The sequence below is a fragment of the Burkholderia sp. 9120 genome (genome assembly GCF_000745015.1).
In the GTDB taxonomy this organism is placed as follows: domain Bacteria; phylum Pseudomonadota; class Gammaproteobacteria; order Burkholderiales; family Burkholderiaceae; genus Paraburkholderia.
On the sequence record NZ_JQNA01000002.1, the window covers coordinates 1,004,113 to 1,025,035 of the forward strand.

The window sequence follows — 20,923 nt, forward strand, 5'->3', positions numbered from 1 at the left end:
AACAACTGCGATAAATATGATGTAATGACCGGATCGGGCGCTGCAGCCGCCTGCCTAACCGCTCAGGCGGGCAGGCACGGGGAAAACGATCGTCAGGCTGAACGCCCATCCGGATATTTCTGGCAGATTCCTATTCGACACCGATGAGTACAACCCGAGTATCGCCGTGGGGCATTCGCAAACTCACGTCACTGCGCTCGCTGCTCGCGCAGGCATTCGTCCCCGCCGGCCGCAACCTGCAATACATGCACAACCGGATGCGCCCCCTCGCGATCGTCGCGGTCATTGGCTTTCCGCTTTATTTTTACGTCTGGCACGATCTGTTTCCGCAGCCTTACGAGAATCTGCCGCTGCGGATCGTCGGCTCCCTTTTGTTCATGCCCATGCTGTTCGCCGAGCATTGGCCGGCATCGCTCAAGCGCTTCATGCCGTACTACTGGTACGCGGCGGTGTTCTATTCGTTGCCGTTTTTCTTCACGTTCATGCTGTTGAAGAACAACGGCTCCGACGTGTGGATCCAGAGCGCGTTGATCGCCGCCTTCGTGCTCGTGCTGCTGCTCGACTGGCTGATGCTGCTGCTCAATTTCGTGATCGGCATCGGCGTGGCGTGCCTCGCCTACTGGCTGACCACCCATCCCGCCGTCTTCAACTCAGCCTATCCCACCCATCTCGCCATTTTCTCGTTCGCCGTGGCGATCGGCGTGCTGGCGAACTACGACATGGAGCGCATCCGGATCGAGCAGGAGCGGGCCATGCTCGCCACCGCCGGCAGCATCGCGCATGAGTTGCGGACCCCGCTGCTCGCGATTCGCGCGGGCGCTTCAGGTCTGGGCCGCTATCTGCCGTCGCTGCTGGAAACCTATTCCATCGCGCAGCAGGGCGAACTGCCGGTGCCGAAGATCCGCCTGGCCCATCTTCAGTCGATGGACGGCGTCATCTCGCGGATCGAACAGGAGGCGCTGCATTCGAACGCCATCATCGACATGCTGCTCGCCAATGCGCGCTTCACCGGCGGCTTCTCGCACGGCACCTTGCATTGCTCGATCGGCGAGTGCGTCAGAGCGGCGCTCGAGCGCTATCCGTTTCGCGACGGCGAACGCGAACGGGTGCTGACCGACCTCGCGACGGACTTCACGTTTCACGGCGCGGACATGCTGATGACCCACGTGCTCTTCAACCTGCTAAAGAACGCGCTGCGCGGCATGGCGAGCGTCGATAGCGCACTGATCTCGGTCCGGCTCGTGACCGGGCCGCGGTCGAACCAGTTGCTGTTCCGCGATACCGGCGTGGGCATTGCCCCGGATGTCGTTCCGCACATCTTTACCCGCTTCTATACGTCGCCGGCCGGTGTCGACGACGCGTCGATCGGCACCGGCATCGGCCTGGCTTTCTGCCGCGACGTGATGCGCGACATGGGCGGCGCTATTGACTGTCAATCTGTCGAGGGCATGTTTACCGAATTCACCTTGACCTTCCCCCGAGCTGGAACAGGAACATGAGCACGATCAAGCCATTCTATTTTCCGACGACCGTCACGTTCGTCGACGACAGCCCGACCTTCCTGTCGAATCTTTGCCTGCAACTCGACTCGCAGCTCGCGTTTCAGCTCTTCAGCTCACCGGCCGAAGCGCTGCAGTTCGTCAACAGCAGCTCCCTGCCGAGTTCGCCGAACCAGCCTATCTTCGCGCCGTTCCGCGACCGTACCGACGAGGACGTCGCGCAGCAGGTCATTTCGCTGAGCGTCAACACCGTGCGCAACCAGGTTCACAACGCGCAGCGTTTCGGCGCGACCTCGGTGGTGGTGGTCGACTACGACATGCCCGGCATGAACGGCCTGGAATTCTGCCGCCGCATGACCAACCCCGCCGTGCGCAAGATCATGCTGACCGGCAAGGCCGACGAACACATCGCGGTACAGAGCTTCAACGAGGGGATCATCGACCGCTTCATCCGTAAACAGGACGTGTCGGCAATCTCGTCACTGAACCGCGCGGTGCGCGACATGCAAAACGCCTATTTCGACAACATTGGCCACTCGATACTCGATACGCTGGCCCTGTCGGAGTACGCCTTTCTGCGCGACGAGGGGTTGGCTACGCGCGTGGCCGAGCTCTCGAGCGCGCTCGGCATCGTCGAACACTATCTCTCGTACAGTCCTGGCGGTCTGCTGATGCTCGACAGTAAAGGCAGCACGTATCTGCTGATCGTTCATACGCCGGAAACATTGCGCGGCGTGCGTGAGATCGCCGTTGCGCAGGAGGCGCCCGCGGCTTTTCTGGCCGAGCTCGATAGCCACCGCCGTCTGCCCTATTTCTGGCAAACCGACGGCGACTACCCCGCGCAATGCACGACGTGGGAAGACTACATGTATCCCGCGACCCAATTGAGCGGCCGGCAGGAGTATGTGTACGCGGTCATTCCTAACCCGCCCGGACTCGATCTGGAACGGGTGATCAGCTATGACAGCTATCTGGAGAAGCTTGACCGCGATATGGAAAAGACATGGAGCTCAAGAAACTGAGCGCCATGTTCCGCGGCTATCAGGCCGCTACGGCGCTGTCCGCTTCCACGCGTTCGCGGCTGCGTCGGCGTGGCGACAATTCGTCACCGAGGCGTCGCGTGGACGGCCATTTGTCCAGTTCGACCTCGCTGCGAATGTCGCGGCAAACGCTCACTACCCGCTCAAGCTCGGCATCCGTCAACGCCGCGTGAGCCGACAGGCGAATCAGCGCGCGGTTGCGCGGCGTAGCGGGCGCGCAGAACACCGAGCCGAAAATGCCGCGCGCCTCCAGTGCATCGCGCAACACGATCGTGCGCTGCTCGGTGCCCGCTTCGAGTGCGATGATCTGACTCTCGCTGCCGTTCAGGTTGTACCCGAGTTCCGTCAGGCGCTCACGCAACCAGGCCGCGCTCGATGCCAATTTCGTGCGCCGCTCGTCCGACTCTTCGATCACCGACAAGGTGGCGTCCAGTCCGCTGAACTCATGCGGCAGTAGCGTGGAGCTGAAGATCGACGGATTCGCGCTGTACTTGAAGTACTCCTGGAAGTCGGCGCCAGAGGTGATAAAGCCTGCCCGGCCAGCGAACGCCTTCGCGAGACTGGCGGTGCGAAACGCGACGCGCGACTCGAGTCCGAGTTCGACGACGAGTCCCGCGCCGTGCGGACCGTGCGTGCCGAGCGAATGCGATTCGTCGACGACGAACACGCACCCATGCCGTTCGCACACTTCCGCGAATTCGACGAGCGGGCAGACGCTGCCGTTCGTGCTGTAGATCGAATCGACCAGCACCACGCCCTGCCCGTGCCGCGCGATCTGCTGCTCGAGATGGCTCGCGTCGTTATGGCGGAACGCGATGGCCGTCGCGCCCGCAATGCGCACCCCTTCCCACAGCGACATATGCGCCATCATGTCGAGATACACCGGGGTCTGCGCGGTGGCGATTGCCGGAATCAGACCGATATTCGCCGCGTAGCCGGACTGGCACAGCACACCGGCTTCCGCGCGCATGAATCTCGCAAGCCGGTTTTCGAACAGCGACAGCGGACAGTCGCCGCGCAGGAACACCGCCGACATGAGCAGGCCGTTGCCGTCCGCATACAACGTGTCGGCGGTCCGGTTGATGATGTCCGGATGCCGGGCGATCGCCAGATAGTCGTTACTCGATAGATGCAGCGCATCGGCACCGGGCAGACGACCGCGCATGATGTGGCCGCCTCCCCATGTTTGCTGCACGCGTTCATGGAAATAGCGCTCGACGCGCGATGTCACGAAGTCAGGCAACGCGGCGTGCGGATACCCTTGCCCTTGCGTCAAGGGATCGAGAACGTTTTTCATACAAGCTCCTTATGGTTAGCTGCCAATAGCGGTCAGCGGGTCCATAGTGAGCCCGTCATTTATGACGTGTCAGGAAAACCGGGCGAGCAATCCTGCTAGAAAGAGGTCTTTTTTCAAGCGGCATTGGATGCAATCGGCGGGTCAGTACCGAGTGGCTTACGCGACTATATGCGAAATGCATAACATCGCATTTTTCGATGCGCGACAACGCCCATCCCGGTGCGTCGTCACAGCACCCCAAGCAACGATTTCGGTTCGAGGAACGCTTCGATTCCAAAGGTGCCGTACTCGCGCCCAATGCCGGATTGTTTGAAGCCGCCGAACGGCGCAGCCGGTTCATGCGCGAGCGTGTTGACGAGCACGCGTCCCGCTTCGATTCGCGACGCGACTTCATGGGCCCGCGCTTTGTCTCGCGACAGCACGTACGCCTGCAAACCGTACGGCGTGTCGTTACCGATGGCGATCGCCTCTTCGGTGTCGCCGTAACCGATGATCGACAGCACCGGGCCGAAGATTTCTTCACGCGCGATCGTCATGGTGTTGGTGACGTCGCTGAACACGGTCGGACGCACGAACCAGCCGGCGTCGATACCGTCCGGGCGCCCTTCGCCACCGGCGATCAGGCGCGCGCCTTCGTCGATGCCGATGCGGATATAGCGCTGCACGCGTTCCCACTGTTTCTGGCTGACCATTGGGCCGACCGTGGTGTTGGGATCGCGCGGATCGCCCGCTTGCGTGCGCGCGACCTCCTGCTGCACACGCGCTTCGAATTCCGCGAGCCGTGCGCGCGGCACCAGAATGCGCGTCCCGGCGATACAGGCCTGGCCGCTATTCATGAAGCCGGCCTGAATCGCGAGCGGCACGGCTTCGTCGAAGTTGGCGTCGTCGAGCACGATCACCGGCGACTTGCCGCCGAGTTCGAGCGTCACCCGCTTCAGGGTCTCCGACACCGTGCGCAGAATCGACTTGCCGACGGCCGTGGAACCGGTGAACGAGATCTTCGCGACATCGGGATGCGCGCTGATCTGCGCGCCGACCGTTTCGCCGCGACCTGTCACGATGTTGAACACACCGGCGGGCAAGCCTGCTTCGTGCAGCGCTTCGGTGACGATGCGCGTCTGGATCGCGCTCATTTCGCTCGGCTTGATGACGGCCGTGCAGCCCGCCGCTAACGCCGTGGCCAGCTTGCCGCAGATGAAGCCCGCGTTGCTATTCCACGGTGTGATCAGACCCGCGACGCCCAGGGGCTGCATCACCACTTCGGCCGTGCCGGCGCGGCGCGTGAACGCGTAGTCCTGCAAGACTTTCGCCGCTTCGAGCAGCACGTTGCTCGCGTGTTGCGCCATCCAGCGGCCACGCGATACGGGCGCGCCGTACTCTTCGGTGATGGCTTCGTAGAGCTCGTCTTCTTTCGCGGCGACGGCTTCGTGCATCCGCTTCAACATCGCGACGCGTTCGCTTTTGCTGGTGCGGGAGAAGCTTGCGAACGCACGCTTCGCGGCGGCGACGGCGTCTTGCGCGTCCTGCGCGTCGGCGAGACGCACGCGGCCGATTACCTGTTCGGTGGCCGGGTTGAAGAGATCGAATAATTCGCTGCCGTGCGGCGTGACGAATCGGCCGTCGATGTAGATTGTGTCGATGAGTTGCATGGTGGGTTCGGTTCCTTTTTCGTTCCCGCGGCGGGGGATGGGTTGACAGGGAGAAGATAGATCGATCTCATTGCAATAACTAGCCGTACAATCAGGCATGACTTGTTGAACAATTTAGGACAATGAGAACTTCGGGACTGGGTGAACTGGAAGCGGTGCTGGCCGTTGCGCGTCATCGTAGTTTTCGGGCGGCCGCGACCGAGCTCGGTGTGTCGACGTCGGCGCTGAGTCACGCGGTCGCGGCGCTGGAGGCGCGCATGGGTGTGCGGCTTTTCAACCGCACGACGCGCAGCGTGTCGCTATCCGAAGCGGGCGCGCAGTTTGTCGATAGCGTGGCGCCGGCAATCGCGACGATTCGCGGCGCGATCGAACAGGCCGGCAGCTTGCGCGACACGCCGGCGGGGACGTTGCGCATCAACTCGTCGGTGGGTGCGGCGCGGCAGGCTATGCCAATGTTTATCGAGTTCCTGCAGCGCTATCCCGACGTGAAGCTCGATCTGGTCACCGAGGGGCGGTTGATCGATATCGTCGTCGATGGTTTCGATGCGGGGATTCGTCTCGCTGACATCGTGCCGCAGGACATGATCGCGGTGCCGTTCGGGCAGCAGCAAAGGTTCGCTGTGGTGGGGAGTCCGGCGTATTTCGCGCGGTATAAACCGCCGCGTACGCCGGCGGATTTGCATGCGCATAGCTGTATTCGCAGCAGGATGCCGAGTGGCGGGATTTATCAGTGGGAGTTTGAGCGGCGTGGGGAGACGGTGCGTGTCGACGGTAAAGGTGTGTTGACGCTCGATGAACCGAATCTGATGCTGGAGGCCGCGCGTGCGGGGCTGGGGTTGGCTTATCTGACGGAGTGGAATGTTGCCGCGGATCTGGAGGCCGGCACGCTGGTGCGCGTGCTCGTGGATTGGACTCAGCCGATGGATGGATTGTGTTTGTATTATCCGGGGCGCCGGCATGTGCCGGCGGCGTTGCGGGCGTTGATTGGGGTGATTCGGGAGGGGGCGGAGGGAAAGAAGGTGCGGGGGAAGGTGGTGGGGAAGCGTGCGGGGGTGAAGAGTTGACGGGTCGATTTCGCGCAAACAACCCGCGATCATGAAGCGACGTCCGCGTAAGCTGCCGGCGCAGCAGCGCCAGCATCCCAAGGCGAACCATGTGAACGAAGGGCTAGGGACAAAGTTTTCTTAGCTGCATTAGTATTCCATCCGATTCCCGGCGAAGTTCAGTGCCTGTCGCACGCTTGTAGCGGGAATTTAGGCGTATAGGCAGGATCGTGTGACTCGAACGAAATTTTCTTAACGTCCAGAATATCGACGCCTATGCGTGTCGTGACGGCGACGAATTTCCCATCCGCGCTGAAATCCGCCGAATAAATCCCCCCGCCGTACACGCGCCTAACAATCGTCTTCGGCTGACCACCCAGCTTATAAAGCGTCAGAAAATTCGTTTGTGGAGACTGTGGATTCGCCTGCGCAGGCATTCCGTAAAGAATCAGATAGCGATCGTCCTGGCTGAAGCTCCCGCCATCAACATGGTGGCCAATCTTCACGTGTGAGAACTTTCCATCCTGTCCTGTGATCGCCAACAAACCGGGCCGGGAGACTTCAGCCGCATACGCCTTGTCGCATGACACCACGGGGGCCGCAGCATGCGCGACTCCGCAAGATACCAATAACGTCGAGATCCAAATCTTCAACATGTCACTCACCCAATACCTTGAATGCGTTTTGAGCTTCACGCCAACGCAGCGGCGGACTCTGATGATCGTAGTGGTTAACAATGGATGCAACAGCATTTGATGCTGCCTCGTTCATCCCGCCGTCTGCCGCTCTTGCCACGCGGTAACGAGCCCAGAAGAATCCCCGTGTATCCACACAGGAAAACGCCTCATTGCCCGCCGATTCCGGATGGTCTATAACCGGCGCGGGCAAATAATGACCGTTGACAAGGTGCGTGAACCACTGAGGATTATATGGGCCACCGACAAACCACCCGCGGAACTCCCAGTACTGAGAATAGTTGTACCGCCCGGTTAGCTGCTTGAATCCTCGCCCCCTAAATTTCACCCCGTCGCCCGCGTCTGTATTGCCGAGACCAGTGTTGCCTTCGTACATATTAAAGTAAGCGACAGCAGCAGAAGATGCCGGCGGCGATCGAAGATAGCCCTCGGTCTCCGGCATGATGGAAACGTGGCTCGTGCTAATCGCATTAGCAATTGCAACCGAACTTTCGCGCACTACCATCATGTAGTAGGACTCGATTGCAGCTTGCCCAAAGAAGTGCGACATCCGAACTGATTTGTTCAATCCATATTTCCTGAAGACCTTGTTGATGCTAAGCCGATACCGATCTTTGTACTCCGCACCAGTCTTTCCAACATTGGTGTAGTTTGACTCGGCATAAACCTGAGCCAATTCGCCTTGGCTGAGCCAGCCGCACTTGCGGAAATGTCGAATGAATTGCAGCGGGTGGAAAAACCAAAGCTTGCCATGCGGCAAACCAGTTTTGTCCCAAAACTGAAATTTTGCCAGCAGCGCGAGAAAGTCACTGTAACCACTCGGATTGGTCTGACTCTGCTCGCCATAGAACCCGTCCGACGCGTTCAACCGCGAATAGCGGCTCTCGTTATGCGCGCTGTCCCATTCGGTCGGTGCTTCGCATATGAAACCCTTGAGCTTCGCGCGGATCAACTCGTCGCTCTTGATGTCGTTGGCTAACGCGTCTTCGTCTTCGTACTCTTTCGCGTCGGCAGGCGACAGCGGCACGTGGCCAACGATCTGTTTCAGTTCTTCGATGTCGCACATCCCGTCATCGCTATATAGCGGATTCCATCGCAACTTTTGAGTTCATTACGTAGATGCGCTGTACCGCGGATGTCGCGAGCGACAAGCGTTTGCTGCAGCCGTGGCCTAGAATAGTGAACTGCGAGCGGCGGTGGCGAATCAAGTCGTCCTAGCTTTACATAGAATTTCTCCTGCGCACCATTTGATATTCGCTCAGCGACTGAAAAACGAAAAGCCGTTGAATCTCTACAGATTCAACGGCTTATCATTCATTCTTTGGCGGAGAGACGGTCCGTCTGCTTTGAATGCATCGGCGTTCAAAAAAATTCACTCACCTCTCTGCAATCTCTTATCCACATTGGGCTTCATGGCAACATCTGTTCATTAGCACTCACGTGAACGCTAATGAATTCCGCTATAATCAGATTTTTATTTGATAGTCGATTTGATAGTCGAACGATGCCGAGAGCCGCTAACAGACTGAGTCCACTGACGGTCACGAGGACTACCAAGCCGGGGCTGTATGCCGACGGCGGTGGCCTGTATCTGCAAATCACTGCCGCTGGAGTCAAGTCGTGGCTCTTCCGCTATATGCGCGCGGGCAAAGCGCGCGGTATGGGGCTCGGTCCTGTGCACACAATCGGCTTAGCTGAAGCGCGGACACGTACCTTGGATTGTCGCCGCCTTTTACTGGACGGCGTTGATCCGATTGATTCACGAAACGCCGAGCGCGCAGCGCAGCGGGTCGCACAGGCCAACGAGATGACGTTCGAGCAATGCGCCGAGAAATACATCGAGGCGCACCGTGCGGGGTGGAAGAATGCGAAACATGCGGACCAGTGGACAAACACGCTGAGTACCTATGCCGCCCCCGTCTTCGATTCCTTGCCCGTCTCAGCGATTGATACCGCACTAGTCATGAGAGTACTGGAGCCGATCTGGGCGACAAAGACCGAGACGGCGTCGCGAGTACGCGGCCGCATCGAGTCCGTGCTCGACTGGGCAACGGTGCGCGGCTATCGCGCCGGGGAAAATCCTGCACGCCTCAAGGGTCATCTCGCCACACTGCTGCCGAAGCGCTCCCGGGTCCGGAAGGTCGAGCATCACCCCGCACTGCCGTATGCACAGCTTGGCGAGTTCATGCAAACGTTGCGATCGCAGGAAGGCGTCGCTGCGCGCGCGCTTGAATTTCTCATCCTTACAGCTACCCGAACGAATGAAGTCATCGGCTCCACATGGTCTGAGTTCAATTTGGACGAGGGCGTTTGGACCGTCCCTCCTGAGCGCATGAAGATGGGAAAGGAGCATCGCGTGCCACTGTCTGCACGAGCCATCGAGATCATTAAGGCGCAGAAAGAAGTAAAGCGGGGAGACTACGTCTTTCAGGGGGCGCGTGACAAAAAACCCTTGTCCAACATGGCGATGTTGCAATTGCTTGAGCGTATGAAGCATGACGACATAACCGTGCATGGCTTCCGCTCGACGTTCCGAGACTGGGCAGGTGAGACGACTCACTACCCAAGGGAAGTGTGTGAGGCCGCCTTGGCTCACGGCATCAAAGACAAGGCCGAAGCAGCATACGCTCGTGGCGATCTGTTCGTAAAGCGAGCCGCATTGATGCAAGCTTGGGCGACGTACTGCGATTGGCGCAAGTAGCGTTCGTTCATCGTGACTAACAGGAGCCCAATGATCTACGACTTTCTTTGAGGCATTGACGCCCATCGAAAAATATAATAGATTTTGCATCCATTGGCGTGCAGGTTAGTACAACTGCGCGGCAATCTTCGAAGTGCGGCTCCTGGCTGCTCTTTGTCGGGATTCGGCTGAACGGGGTTCGGCGGTCCATCTGTCGTTTGCGCTTCCAGGCGCAATCGCGCGCGCTGGCAATATTGCGGCACGCGCTGACAGAGGGCTGGCGAACCGCGCCACCTCGAGTCTGCGTCTGGAAGTTTTCCACCTTGAACAGGTGTTACTTTCTGGACGTTAAAATGACGCACCCCAAACCTCGTATTTTCCCGCCTTCGGTTCCTGCAGTAGCCCTACAGCAGGGTTCCGCCGAGTTTCCAACGAGTTCAAGACCGTATCCCGAATCAGCGTACTCGCCGACGTTTGCGTTGGCGACTGCCGCATCGGACCGCATTCTTCTTCAGCCTGAAGTCCTCGATATGGTCAGGATCGGTCGAACGACCCTGTACAAGATGGTCAAAGCCGGGACATTTCCGGCACCGCTGCATCTGACCAAGCGCATCCGCGGGTGGAAACTGTCCGCCGTCCAGCAGTTCCTCGCGTCTGTGGAGGGTGAGTAAATGCCGCTCGAGAACGGTGGCCTGCCGCCGAAAAGCGGCGACCAACGCCGCCCCCCGCATCGTATCTTCGGAAGCGACGAGCCAGACTACACTCGAAAACCGAAAGCGCCCTACCACGCGGCCAAATCGTCGAACGGTACCTCGCGTAAGGCTTCGACGAATCAAGCCCGCGCCGCGACAAAGAAAACGGCAGACACGCAGCCGAGTCCGCGTCTTCCGAAGGCAGCAGATCAGGTGTCGGCAGGCCTCGTGATCGTCTGCATCCACGACCACGAAATATCGGACGATGTGCGAAACGCTTTCGAGATGGAAGTCATGGTCGCCGGTGAACAGACCGGGTTGGCAATGCCGAATGTGGAGTATGTACTGTCTCTCCGATCCGGCGGTCCAAGTGCATCTTCAGATGCGAAAGCGAGCACTGCGGCCGAAAACATTCCAGAGGATGCCGCCGAACGACGTTTCGAGTTCTATGGTCCGCGCGCGAGCTATAACTTCTTCTGCAACGAAGGACTTGACGCGCTTCAGCAAGCTATTGAAGGTGCTACCGGCAATTGCGTAACAGTTGCCGTCACTGCCTCTTCGCCCTCTGACCGTTATTTCATCGATACGCTCGCTCGCGTCCGTACCACCGCAGTCGCCGCCAATACGTACGTCATCGCTTTTGTCGGGTACGAAGAATCGGGTGCAATGCCTGAGCTCGACGACTTTTGCGAGCGTTATCTTGAAGTTGAAACCTGCGAACCCGGCCCGGGCGCGCAAGACGCGTTCTCCATTGCAATTCCCGCTCGGAAGCGGTTGCAGAAACGCGGCATCGGCAAGGTTATGTGCAGCGTGGACTATGTGAACGACCGTTGCGATCGTTCATATGAACGGTTTATTGCAGCCTCAGTCAAGGACCGCTTTATCTGGGAGCTTGCAGCACATCGCGCCGCTTATGAAGAAATCGGTCGGATATTGAAATGCAGCAAATCGACCATTTCACGCCACCTCAAGTCGATGCGAAAGCAACTTGGGAAAGTGCGCCTCCAGAAGATGTCTGACGAGCGCTTCGAGGAATATCTCGAACTGTGTGAAGTTGAAAGCAACATCGACGAGCAGGAAAATGCGAATGAGCCGCACGCGAACGACGCGGACTTCTGACACAAAGTAATCGTTGCACACTTCCCATGGAACACGCGGAACGCGTGGAACGAGCCTTCGTCGTCAAACGTCGTAGCCTGACAGCGAGAACGGGCCGTCATACCTGACAGCCCGTTCTCGAACTTGCCCCCAACGCACGCCAAACATCACTTCGGCGGCGACCTTCAGCATACCGTTGAACATTAGACTCAGGCTATGTCGCCGTCGCCACGTAGCTGATTGCGTCTCGAAATCCAGAATGCACTGTCGCTATTCGACAGCGTAGTCACGACGTGCACACGTCGCGCGGCTCCCACGTCATGGGTCTAATAAGAGAGTAATCCCATATATATCTATCAATAGTAGATACAGAAGCCCTTCCCTACAGGCACGCGCCAGCACGATCTGCGCATCGTCATTTGCTTCCTGAACGACATCGCTGCGCAGCCAGCAAATCCGCTCATTTGCACTCTCCCGGGAAATTGTAAAAGCATGTGCATCGCTGACATGCACTCACACGCCGTTTGCAACGAGTCGTTCGCATCTGCGAACCAGCTGCCGTTCAAAGTATGCGCGCTCGCATGTCGCCGATGCTAACCGACGTTCAGACAAGAACGCTTGCTCATCAATTTCTCGAAGGATTTTCCATGCGTGTGCGCCGCCCCTCTATTCCCACACCGAAGCCCCCTGTCGTAGATCGCCTAGCGTTCCTGCTGCGCTGGGCCACCAGCCCTAATGACGATCAGCAAGTCATGCTCGAACGTGTTCGCCGTCGCGTTCAGAAGGAAATTGACGATGGCTCCTGTGAGCATGCCTTCGTTAAGCTCAATCACTACCGTCTGAATTTTCGCATCCGTCTTGACGGCGGTACACAGCCGCTCGTTCAGATTGGTGCCCGCATTCCCGAGCGCCAGAAAGGCGGTATCCGCGTCGACATGAATCCCGCGAAATTCGCGCCCGGCGATATGAAGCAGTTTCATGAGGTGATGGGTCGCATCGTCGGTCCCTCATACCCGCGTTTGCTTCGCCGTCCGCTGCTGCACCGTGTTGATTTTGCGGTTGATGTTGTCCATGCCGACCTGAGCCGCATGCTCGTTTCGTACACCAACGCGCATCGCTTCACCATGTTCGGCAAACGTGTGAGCACGAAAGGCAACGTCGAGGGCTACAATTTCGGGAGCGTTACCAGCAGCTACATGACCGCTGTGTACGCCAAGGATATCGAGCAGATGCATCGCGCGGTTGTCGATATCGCAAAGAAAGGGTTGCGGCGCGAATCGCTCAAGGCAAACGTGATCAAGCAGGCGGAGCAGTTGTGCGGTGCGCCGCCGAAAGTGCGTGTCGAAGTTCGTAGCATGAAGATGAATAACATGTCGCCGCACAAGCTCGCGAGTCAGCCCAACCGCTTCAAGCGTTTCGCGTTTGCATATCTACCGGACTCTGGCGGCGCATTGCCTGCATGGCTGGAAACAGCGTTTCTGTCGTTGTGCCGCGATAAGGGCGTGAAGGCCGCGCTGAACACATTCAAGGGCTCTGAGCATGCCCGCAAAGTGAACGCGTTCTGGAAGTCGCGTCAGTGCACGTGGTGGAACCCGGGGCCGATGTGGGCGCAGGCATGCGCGGCGCTGCGTCAGCTCGGTGTGTTTCCTGCTGCGGCGTTCAAGCCTGAAGAAGCCCGCCCGGAAAAAGTGCTGAATCTGGATGATGTTGCGCCGCGCTTCGCGAAACCCGTGAAGCGCCCCGGTCAGCATGTAACGTTCAAACGCACGTATCCCGGCATTGTTCAGCGATCCACGCCCCGTACCATTGCATTGACGCCGCGTACAGGAAGTGCTCGTGAACAAGTAGCCGCTGTAACCCGCAATCGTCGAACCTAAAACGCTGCATCGTAAGCGGTCGGCTAGTGTCAAATCGCCGTATGTCCGTTGTCTCGACTCAGCGCACGCGCACTGCGACATGAAGACGGGCATCCACGATGCCCGTCTCTGTTGACCACGACCGCTCACTACCACCCCTAAACGGAATGACATCTCAACGTTGGTCCGGTGCCGCTTTCAAGGTGCGGTGGTCGCCAACTATTCCCATTGCTTCGAGGACGGATTGCTGCCGCAGAGCCCGACTCGTCGCGCTCCTGTGAGACTAGCTACCAAGCGCACGGCTAGAGTTGTCAGGCACACCCTCGAAAATGTTAAAGTTAATAAGAAATTCCGGGCGAAGCGTGCATGGCGAACCAATCAGCCAATGCGACCGAAAACAAAAATGCAACAGCGCCGTAGGGACACAGCATGAAATCCGCGATTTTTGGTCTTGTCGGCGTAATCATTGGCGCGATCCTGACTGCCACCCTCACTGTGGTACGCGAACTATGGTTTCAGCGCAGGAAGGACGCAAAGGATCGTGAATATCTAGCCGTTCAGGTGTCCGGCCAGCTAGAGCGCTATGTTGCTGAGTGCATGGAGGTGGCCCGGGATTACGGACTCTATCAAGGGCAGCGAAACGCACTGAACGAGTGTGAGGCTCAAGCCGAAGAGCCCAAATTTGAGCCTGAATTGCTGAAGGTAGAATGGAAGTCCCTGCCGGTAGACCTGATGTATGAAATCCTTGATTTTCCAATCCGAGCCGAGGAGGCGAAGCGGCACTCCGATAGTGCATACGAGCACGCATTCCCTCCGGACTATGAAGATTGGTTTGTGGAACGGCAGTATCAATATGCAAAGCTAGGACTAGCTGCGTCGTCCCTCGCTGCCAGACTGCGTGACAACGTAGGCTTACCGCCCCGGCCAGCACCGGACAAATATTTTAATCCGCTGGAGTTCATGGCCAACCGCGTCCTGCAGGTCGAGCACCAAAGGAAGACGTGGGAACGAGAAGCGATGCTTGGGCATACGGCTCCCACTATCAGCCCCACGCCGGGAAATGCGGACAGCCACCCGCGACCGGCCGACAGCTGATGCCGGAGCCTGCGGAGCCGAAGCCGCCGCGCAAATATCCCGTCAATTGCACTGGCGAACGTTGCCTCGTAGTCAGTCGCTGCCCAATCCCGATCATCGAATTGCCTGAACCGGTGGTACATATTCGATGGTGTGCTCACCAGGTGTGAATGCGTAGTAAAAGAAATTTCCGTCGCTATCGGGGTGCCGGATGAATGCGCACCCAGGATCAGATGCACCCAACGTCACATCAAAAAGATCGCCGTGCTCGTCGGCAACGACCGAGTGCGCGGTAAATCGCCTAGCAGGCGGCAGCGCCAAAAACGACACGTCAAGCCAGCCGCGCACAGCCTTTTGACCGGGATGCGACTCAACCCAGCGGTCGACGTTCTGATGGCAACCGCCAGGCGCAGGAGTCCACCCGTCGAACTTGTCGGCAAAACGGGGTACCCGACGTGCCGTTACGGCGAGCAATGCCAGTGTTGCCGCCAAGCCCCTCTTTTGATCCGGGGTCGGTGAGGACTCACCCGTGAAGCCCGCTTCTGCATTTGCCATTTGGCACCCCGATATTCCAGAATCCTCTTCATTGGGCGCGTTATCAATCAACGCGCACTTCCAAAGGCGCATAGCGCCAATATGGCTTTATGCGCTGCGCATTTTTGAGGCCAGAGAACTCCCTTCATCGGTGGTTCTCAAGTTTCACTGTCGTCATGTCGATATAGTGTTCGTAATCGATTTGCTTACCACATATATCGAAACCAGAAAATGCTTACCGAGATTCTAGGGGCTGCCGCGACCGGCGCTATTATCAGCGCATTCGCGACCATGCGGGTTGCTGCGCGCAATATCCACGTCGACAGCGTTACGAAAGAACGGACAAAATGGCGTGAACATATCCGCGAACTTGCGGACAAGCTCACGATGGCTACGAGAAATGGACAGCTTCAAGAGGTTCAGCGTCTGCGTCTTCAGTTTCAGCTTCGTCTGAACCCTCAGGACGAAGCTGATCGCTCGATTCTCAGCAACATCGATCGTATAGTGACCGCACCTGCCACACAACGATTGGTCGCTCTTGATGACGTAACGGCGCGAGTCGCTCTGTTGCTGAAGCATGACTGGGAACGTGCAAAGTACGAGACGCGGTTTTTGATCACGCGAGGCAAGGCACCGCAGCGGGTTGCGTACGTTCCTGCCACTGTCGTCGGGAGCGAGGTGTCGGCGGGGCGCAATATGCCCTTCTTGACCGCGGTCGGCTGGCTCGCAACTATGATCGCAGCGGCGGGTGTGATCTTCTTTCTTGCTGCCGGGTTATCGAAGCCCTTTAGCGAGCTTTTGATGAACTTCAATGATCCTGCTACGACACACCCCGCTCGAGAGTGGGTCGGTCTTGCGGTAGCGGCTCTCATTTTTGGGTTGATGTGGTCGATCCTACACCTTGTCTTCAAGATCGCTGAAAAGAAACTCGTCGATGAAGGTGGGCGTTCTGTGGCGAAGCGGCGAGTGAATGTGTAATGTTCGTAGCGAACTCGATTGGCAATCGCATTCAATATTTGGCGGATGCACTAGCTTACCTAATCGCCGGTCCCCGCCTTAGTCCCCGGAGAATGCCAGGAATTCGCGGGCGATGTCATGGTTGCCTGTTAACGGGAGGGTTGCACATCGCTTTAGCTACGACTTGCAGTTCGGCACAGATGCATAGGGCGGGGTCAGCGGCTGAGGGCAGCGTCGACCCGATTCGTAGGCATTGCTTCTATAAAAACGATGACACTCACTCGTAAATTCCGAACGGTGGTTATCGACGGATGCGACTTCAGGGTTCGAGCCGACTCCAGCACCTTTCTTTGGCAACCGCGCGAAATCAGCGCGATCTCCGAACTTAGTAATGTGCTCTTCGACAGTCAGAACCGACTTTTTCTCCTCAGGCAGCAGGAAGCTCGACAATACGCCAAGACAACTGCGGGCGTCTTTGTAGAGGGCGACGACGTATTCCTCTCCAGAGAGTCCGATGCCGTTCTACCGTCCATAGACGATTTTTTGCCATATGCGGCCAAGAGGAGTGTGCGTCCTTTTCTCGCAGATTCGATTCCAGAAACGTCATGGGGATCAAGTCTCTCGAACCTTTTGACCTGGCCGTGCTGGAATCGACTCCGCCAATCCGCGTTTATGGAAACGGGACATCGATGCCTGCTTTGTGGTGCCGGAGGAAAGCTGGATTGCCATGAAATCTGGAAGTACTACGAACCCGGCGAAGACGGACAAATTCACCGAGGCGCGCTGTGCGGTGTTCAGCGTCTTGTCAAGCTGATTCCAGTATGCGCCGACTGCCACGAAACATTTCATCTCGGCCTAGCCGGGATTAGGGGGCGGCTGAATATCGCCATGGAGCGTGTCGCGGCGTTGTACCGCCTGTCGGACGATGAGCGCGAAGCATACTTCGCCATGGTGAAAGAAGACTGGTACCGTCGAAACGAATTCTCGTGGGCTCTTGACGTTTCGGTGGTAGGCGCGTCGCTCCTTGAGATAAAACCGGAGTGGGAACTGCAACCGGATAGCAGCCTGTCGGCCAAACAGAAGTACGGCACGTCTCACACTTTCGTTCTTGGTGCTCCGTGGCAACGAAAGGGTGATGGTGAAGAACGACTGATCAGCATCGACGCATTCCTGCGCGGCTCCGAGAGCGAAAATATTTCAAGCACACACCGCCATCGTAGTTGAAAGCGCGTGCAGCGAGACCGTGTTGCTTCGCGGCGGTGTGCAAGATATATCCCGCGTCACAAGCATGAACCGCATCGAACAAACGCCGGCACTAAATCCCGGCTGCGCGAAAACGGGCTCCGGCGTATTTTGGTGGACTGCATTTTCCAAAGCATGCTGTTGGTGTAGCACGGAAGACCGCTTCTGGCCGCGCAGCCTGAAGTCTGATGGAGTTGCCTCAAGCATTAACGGCCTGCTTCAGAGGATGCGCAGGTCGCGGATACGTCCGATCCCCGGCGAACGCTGCCGGATGAGATCGGCGATGAACTCAGGCAGTAAAGCGCGCGGTATGTTCGCAGGCACGTCTGTGACCACCTGCGATGGGACCTGCGCAATGAAATTGTCTGGCCCGCTCGCGAGGCTATGCTCGTAGGAAACGCGGTTTTCCATGGATGCCCCTCGTATATGGTCTTTTCTGTTATCGGGTTTCGGGACAGTGACAGTCCAGCACTCCGATCATTATTACCCGACCAATGCGCGCCTACCAATACGTCGATGCTGCCGGGTAGAATCGCACCTCCGTGAATGGAGGAGTTATCTTGCAGAAGTTCATGACGTTGATTTTATTGAGCGCCTTGCTTGCGGTTGCATCTTTTGCCCCGAGCGCAGCCGAAGCGCATCCGCGTGTCGTGTGCAAACGCGTCTGGTATCGCGGACACCTGGTTCGCCGCTGCCGACACGTGCCCCCGCCTCATCATCAACATTACCGCCGACCACCCGCTCATCACGCGAATTATGTTTGAGCAGCGCCGCCGTATCTGGAGCAGGCTGGGCAAGTGAATGGCGGCGCGAGGAACATCGCCGGTTACCGGTCGACACTGGAAGCAGCCCGATTGCATGGGAACGAGCGCGCCGCTGTCTACACATGTGTACATAGCTGGACTGGAGAACACGCAGGCAACAGGAACTCCAAGGCCAATTCCCGGGCGAAACAGAGGCAAAGCAACCCGACAATTCAAAAAATGCAGTGTCGCTGCGGTTTTTTGCTGACCCGCCACAGGTTTCGGACTGCCGAACACCTGAAGGTACCTAAAAAAGCGAGCGCTGCTTAAAAAATGAGCAAAATCGCCCGATTTTCCATGCCGGGACGGGTCGATGCCGCGCTTGCTGCGCCGCGTCATTCCTTACAATTCCGTCATCTCGGAAAATCCGGGCCATAGCGCCCCGCATGGTCTTACCCTTCCCGAACCCCTGACCACGGAATTCCAAGCCGCTGGCGGGCCGTAAAGCGGGCCAGAAGACGATTTCTGCGGTTCCGGGAGCGTCGGGAATGCCACGGCTCCGCTGGATTGGTAAAAATTACCGCTTTGCTGTCGATTGATCTGACTCGTTTATCAATTTTTCGTGATTTGTGTTACATTTTCACAGCCGAAGAGCAATTCATCGGCTATTTTTGTCAAATTTCTGGCAAAAATACGTTTTTATCGCCTCTGCCTTGCCGTTGACTGGCGAATTTTTGTTCTCCGCCGGTTCGTGCCTCGAACTGCATCGGTAACGTCTCGAGTAACCCCGTTTTCCTGAAACGCACCCCGCAGCATCCCCGCGTTTCCAGTTTTTTCCACTCCAGAGCCTGTAACCGGATAGTCGTCCGGAGATAACGCTCGCCTTAAATATTAAGGATACCTGATCATGAAATTCGGCATTGCACCAGATGACCTGTTGAATCCGCTATTTCCGCTCGGGCAGGTCGTAGCCACACCCGGCGCAATCGATGTACTGGATCGGACCGGCACCAATGTCACGACATTGCTGTGGCGTCATCAGAACGGCGATTTCGGAAATCTCTGTGCAGCGGATGTGCGACTCAATCTCGAAGCAATCGTTGTCGGGTTACGCATCCTGTTCTGCTACGAGATTGGCGTCTCGCGCGAGCGTGTCTGGATCATCACCGAGCGCGACAGAAGTGTCAGCACCGTGCTCCTGCCGGGCGAATACTGATGCGGGAGTTCATCGTGCAACGACTTCATCCCCGGCTCACTCCCGGCAAAACGTTACGCGCAGGATCGAAATTCGCTGTTCACTCGCTTCAGGGCGACTGGGATTCGGCGTGCTCGCTTTACGCTACGGCAAGTGCTCTTGCGATACTCGGGCGCATCGCCGATCCGACCGCCGTGTCGTGGCGACGCCGGGGACCGGAAGCCGATCTCTGGAACCGTGCAGCGCCGCTGTACTTCACGGGTGCAACGCTCACGGAAGTGGCTGGGGTCATACGGGAGTGCGACTGGAGCCTGCAACCCGCCGTTCTCGAAGGTGCTCACCGCAAAGTGCTCGACTTCTGCGAACAGGAACTGTCGCGCGGACATCTGGTGATCGCGAGCTGGCGACCGGTCGGGCAGTCCCTTTCGCATGCCGTGCTGGTCGTGGGCAGCGAGGGCCGCACGCAGGGTTGCAGATTCCGGCCCCATGCGCTGCTGATCCTCGATCCGGCGGAGCGCGATGCACCCATGGCGACGTGCAACGCGCGCCTCGATTACGCGAACCCTGCTACCGGCAAACGCGCCCGGTATGGAGCCTACATCACGGCGCGAGAAACGTTTTCCGTGGTGCTCGACGGCGCAGTGTCGATCCGCGAGAAACGCTCCTCGAAGCCGCCGTAGTTACCTCAAACGTCTCCGGCTCTCTTTCGGCGCAATGGCATTCGCCCGGCGCGCCGACACCTGAACTTCACTGCCTATCAATAAGGATTAAACATGGAAACCAGCAACAACCAAGCTAATACCCCTGTCAGAAAAAGCCGCCTCGGCGCGGTGCTCTGGACGATCATCGCCATCCTGATTTCATTCATGGCGACGGGAGCCGATATGCCACCGCACACCCAGCATCTGGCGCTCAAGTTTTTCTTTGTCTGGATTGCGGGCGCGCTGCTGGGCCTCGTCGGCGTGCGGATCGGCAATGCACTTCGCCGTGCAGCGAAACCGGACTTCATCATCACCAGCGGCGGTTTGCAGGGAATGCTCGGGGCAAAGATTTTCTGGAGCGTCGGGCCGCAGACGGTCGGACTGCTGATCGGCACGGTGGTCGGCTGCAGCACACTGATGGGCTGGGTCGCCTGATCCATCCGGATTCGCGCGACCGTCAACCGCATGCTTCACGCAGGTTGACGGTCGCGCGGTGACTCTGCCGCGGACAGCCGGAAAACGGGTCAGCGGAATCGGGAGCGTTTGATGTCGGGCGGCGTCGCCGCATTTGTGCGGCGCTCGCCGGTCGGCGCAAGCGAAACACCACCCAGCGGCTCGAACAGTTCAGCCAGCGTCACGTTCAGCGCGTAGCAGATGTTCGCCAGTGTTTCGATGGACGGATTCGCAATGCCTCGCTCGATCGCCGAGATGTAGGTGCGGTCGACGTGCGCCTCGAACGCCAGCGTCTCCTGCGATTTCTCCACTTCGTGCCGACGCTGCTTGATACGCGCGCCCAGCGCAATGGAGATCGGGGCGTGTTTGGCTGTTACAGCAGCGAATCGTTTGGCGGTCATGCGGGGCAGGATGCCCGCTTGCAGACCAATTCTCGACGTTGTAAACACAACAGATGTATGTGTGTTTACTCTAC

At 58.2% G+C, this 20,923-nt stretch carries 20 protein-coding genes; 13 read left to right on the top strand and 7 right to left on the bottom strand.

The annotated features are described in order from the left end of the window. Nucleotides 1-143: 143 nt before the first annotated feature. Both FA94_RS12645 and FA94_RS12650 read left to right on the top strand, forming a co-directional pair. The gene (locus FA94_RS12645) at nt 144-1,499 is read left to right on the top strand and encodes a sensor histidine kinase (protein ID WP_231584942.1); all 1,356 of its coding nucleotides are present in this window, start codon (nt 144-146) and stop codon (nt 1,497-1,499) included. After that, entirely contained in the window at nt 1,496-2,521 is a 1,026-nt protein-coding gene (locus FA94_RS12650; protein ID WP_035551502.1) for a response regulator, read from the top strand. The genes FA94_RS12645 and FA94_RS12650 overlap by 4 nt, the downstream gene beginning before the upstream one ends. Nucleotides 2,522-2,540: 19 nt before the next feature. Here the strand turns inward: FA94_RS12650 and cqsA are convergent, their stop codons facing one another. Together cqsA and FA94_RS12660 are read right to left on the bottom strand one after the other, a co-directional pair. Further along, nucleotides 2,541-3,836 (bottom strand): alpha-hydroxyketone-type quorum-sensing autoinducer synthase, encoded by a 1,296-nt coding sequence (gene cqsA, locus FA94_RS12655; protein WP_051980554.1) that lies wholly within the window; start codon nt 3,834-3,836, stop codon nt 2,541-2,543. 227 nt (nt 3,837-4,063) lie between these two features. After that, on the bottom strand, nt 4,064-5,485 hold the full coding sequence (locus FA94_RS12660; RefSeq protein WP_035551505.1) for an aldehyde dehydrogenase family protein: 1,422 nt from the start codon (nt 5,483-5,485) through the stop codon (nt 4,064-4,066). 122 nt (nt 5,486-5,607) lie between these two features. Here FA94_RS12660 and FA94_RS12665 point away from each other — a divergent pair, with 122 nt between their 5' ends. Beyond that, a complete protein-coding gene (locus FA94_RS12665; protein ID WP_035551507.1) occupies nt 5,608-6,549 on the top strand; it encodes a LysR family transcriptional regulator in 942 nt (313 codons plus the stop codon). Between the two features lie 158 nt (nt 6,550-6,707). On the opposite strand, the gene FA94_RS12670 is transcribed toward FA94_RS12665, so the two are convergent. Together FA94_RS12670 and FA94_RS12675 are read right to left on the bottom strand one after the other, a co-directional pair. Next, nucleotides 6,708-7,184 (bottom strand): hypothetical protein, encoded by a 477-nt coding sequence (locus tag FA94_RS12670; protein WP_035551509.1) that lies wholly within the window; start codon nt 7,182-7,184, stop codon nt 6,708-6,710. Nucleotide 7,185: 1 nt separating this feature from the next. Next, nucleotides 7,186-8,289: a hypothetical protein gene (locus FA94_RS12675; RefSeq protein WP_035551511.1), complete on the bottom strand. Its 1,104-nt coding sequence runs from the start codon at nt 8,287-8,289 to the stop codon at nt 7,186-7,188. A gap of 384 nt (nt 8,290-8,673) precedes the next feature. On the opposite strand from FA94_RS12675, the gene FA94_RS12680 reads away from it, so the two are divergent. The 5 genes from FA94_RS12680 to FA94_RS12700 all read left to right on the top strand — a co-directional run bounded on the left by FA94_RS12680 (nt 8,674) and on the right by FA94_RS12700 (nt 14,644). Next, on the top strand, nt 8,674-9,924 hold the full coding sequence (locus tag FA94_RS12680; RefSeq protein WP_502690837.1) for a tyrosine-type recombinase/integrase: 1,251 nt from the start codon (nt 8,674-8,676) through the stop codon (nt 9,922-9,924). Nucleotides 9,925-10,256: 332 nt separating this feature from the next. After that, nucleotides 10,257-10,574, top strand: coding sequence for a helix-turn-helix transcriptional regulator (locus FA94_RS37955; protein ID WP_081935889.1), 318 nt, complete (start codon nt 10,257-10,259; stop codon nt 10,572-10,574). Next, the gene (locus FA94_RS12690; RefSeq protein ID WP_035551519.1) at nt 10,575-11,714 is read left to right on the top strand and encodes a helix-turn-helix transcriptional regulator; all 1,140 of its coding nucleotides are present in this window, start codon (nt 10,575-10,577) and stop codon (nt 11,712-11,714) included. 560 nt (nt 11,715-12,274) lie between these two features. Next, complete coding sequence (locus tag FA94_RS12695; RefSeq protein WP_156126620.1) at nt 12,275-13,570, top strand: hypothetical protein; 1,296 nt, start codon at nt 12,275-12,277, stop codon at nt 13,568-13,570. 408 nt (nt 13,571-13,978) lie between these two features. Further along, nucleotides 13,979-14,644, top strand: a complete 666-nt coding sequence (locus tag FA94_RS12700) for a hypothetical protein (RefSeq protein ID WP_051980557.1) — start codon at nt 13,979-13,981, stop codon at nt 14,642-14,644. 93 nt (nt 14,645-14,737) lie between these two features. Here FA94_RS12700 and FA94_RS38590 read toward each other — a convergent pair whose 3' ends face one another. Then, nucleotides 14,738-15,229: a hypothetical protein gene (locus FA94_RS38590; protein WP_156126621.1), complete on the bottom strand. Its 492-nt coding sequence runs from the start codon at nt 15,227-15,229 to the stop codon at nt 14,738-14,740. A gap of 159 nt (nt 15,230-15,388) precedes the next feature. Here FA94_RS38590 and FA94_RS12705 point away from each other — a divergent pair, with 159 nt between their 5' ends. Further along, nucleotides 15,389-16,135 carry a hypothetical protein gene (locus FA94_RS12705; RefSeq protein WP_035551522.1) on the top strand — a complete coding sequence of 249 codons (747 nt, stop codon included), beginning with the start codon at nt 15,389-15,391 and terminating at the stop codon, nt 16,133-16,135. Between the two features lie 249 nt (nt 16,136-16,384). Continuing rightward, nucleotides 16,385-17,338, top strand: a complete 954-nt coding sequence (locus FA94_RS12710; protein WP_035551525.1) for a hypothetical protein — start codon at nt 16,385-16,387, stop codon at nt 17,336-17,338. Between the two features lie 237 nt (nt 17,339-17,575). On the opposite strand, the gene FA94_RS12715 is transcribed toward FA94_RS12710, so the two are convergent. Continuing rightward, nucleotides 17,576-17,767: a hypothetical protein gene (locus FA94_RS12715; RefSeq protein ID WP_035551528.1), complete on the bottom strand. Its 192-nt coding sequence runs from the start codon at nt 17,765-17,767 to the stop codon at nt 17,576-17,578. 1,239 nt (nt 17,768-19,006) lie between these two features. Here FA94_RS12715 and FA94_RS12725 point away from each other — a divergent pair. From FA94_RS12725 to FA94_RS37245, 3 genes are all read left to right on the top strand, one after another. Next, nucleotides 19,007-19,315 carry a hypothetical protein gene (locus FA94_RS12725; protein WP_051980558.1) on the top strand — a complete coding sequence of 103 codons (309 nt, stop codon included), beginning with the start codon at nt 19,007-19,009 and terminating at the stop codon, nt 19,313-19,315. After that, complete coding sequence (locus FA94_RS12730) at nt 19,315-19,974, top strand: hypothetical protein (protein WP_035551534.1); 660 nt, start codon at nt 19,315-19,317, stop codon at nt 19,972-19,974. Before FA94_RS12725 ends, FA94_RS12730 begins: the two co-directional genes overlap by 1 nt. A gap of 93 nt (nt 19,975-20,067) precedes the next feature. Continuing rightward, nucleotides 20,068-20,430, top strand: a complete 363-nt coding sequence (locus FA94_RS37245; RefSeq protein ID WP_051980559.1) for a hypothetical protein — start codon at nt 20,068-20,070, stop codon at nt 20,428-20,430. Nucleotides 20,431-20,519: 89 nt separating this feature from the next. Here FA94_RS37245 and FA94_RS12740 read toward each other — a convergent pair whose 3' ends face one another. Next, nucleotides 20,520-20,849: a helix-turn-helix domain-containing protein gene (locus tag FA94_RS12740; RefSeq protein ID WP_035551536.1), complete on the bottom strand. Its 330-nt coding sequence runs from the start codon at nt 20,847-20,849 to the stop codon at nt 20,520-20,522. Between the last annotated feature and the right edge of the window lie 74 nt (nt 20,850-20,923).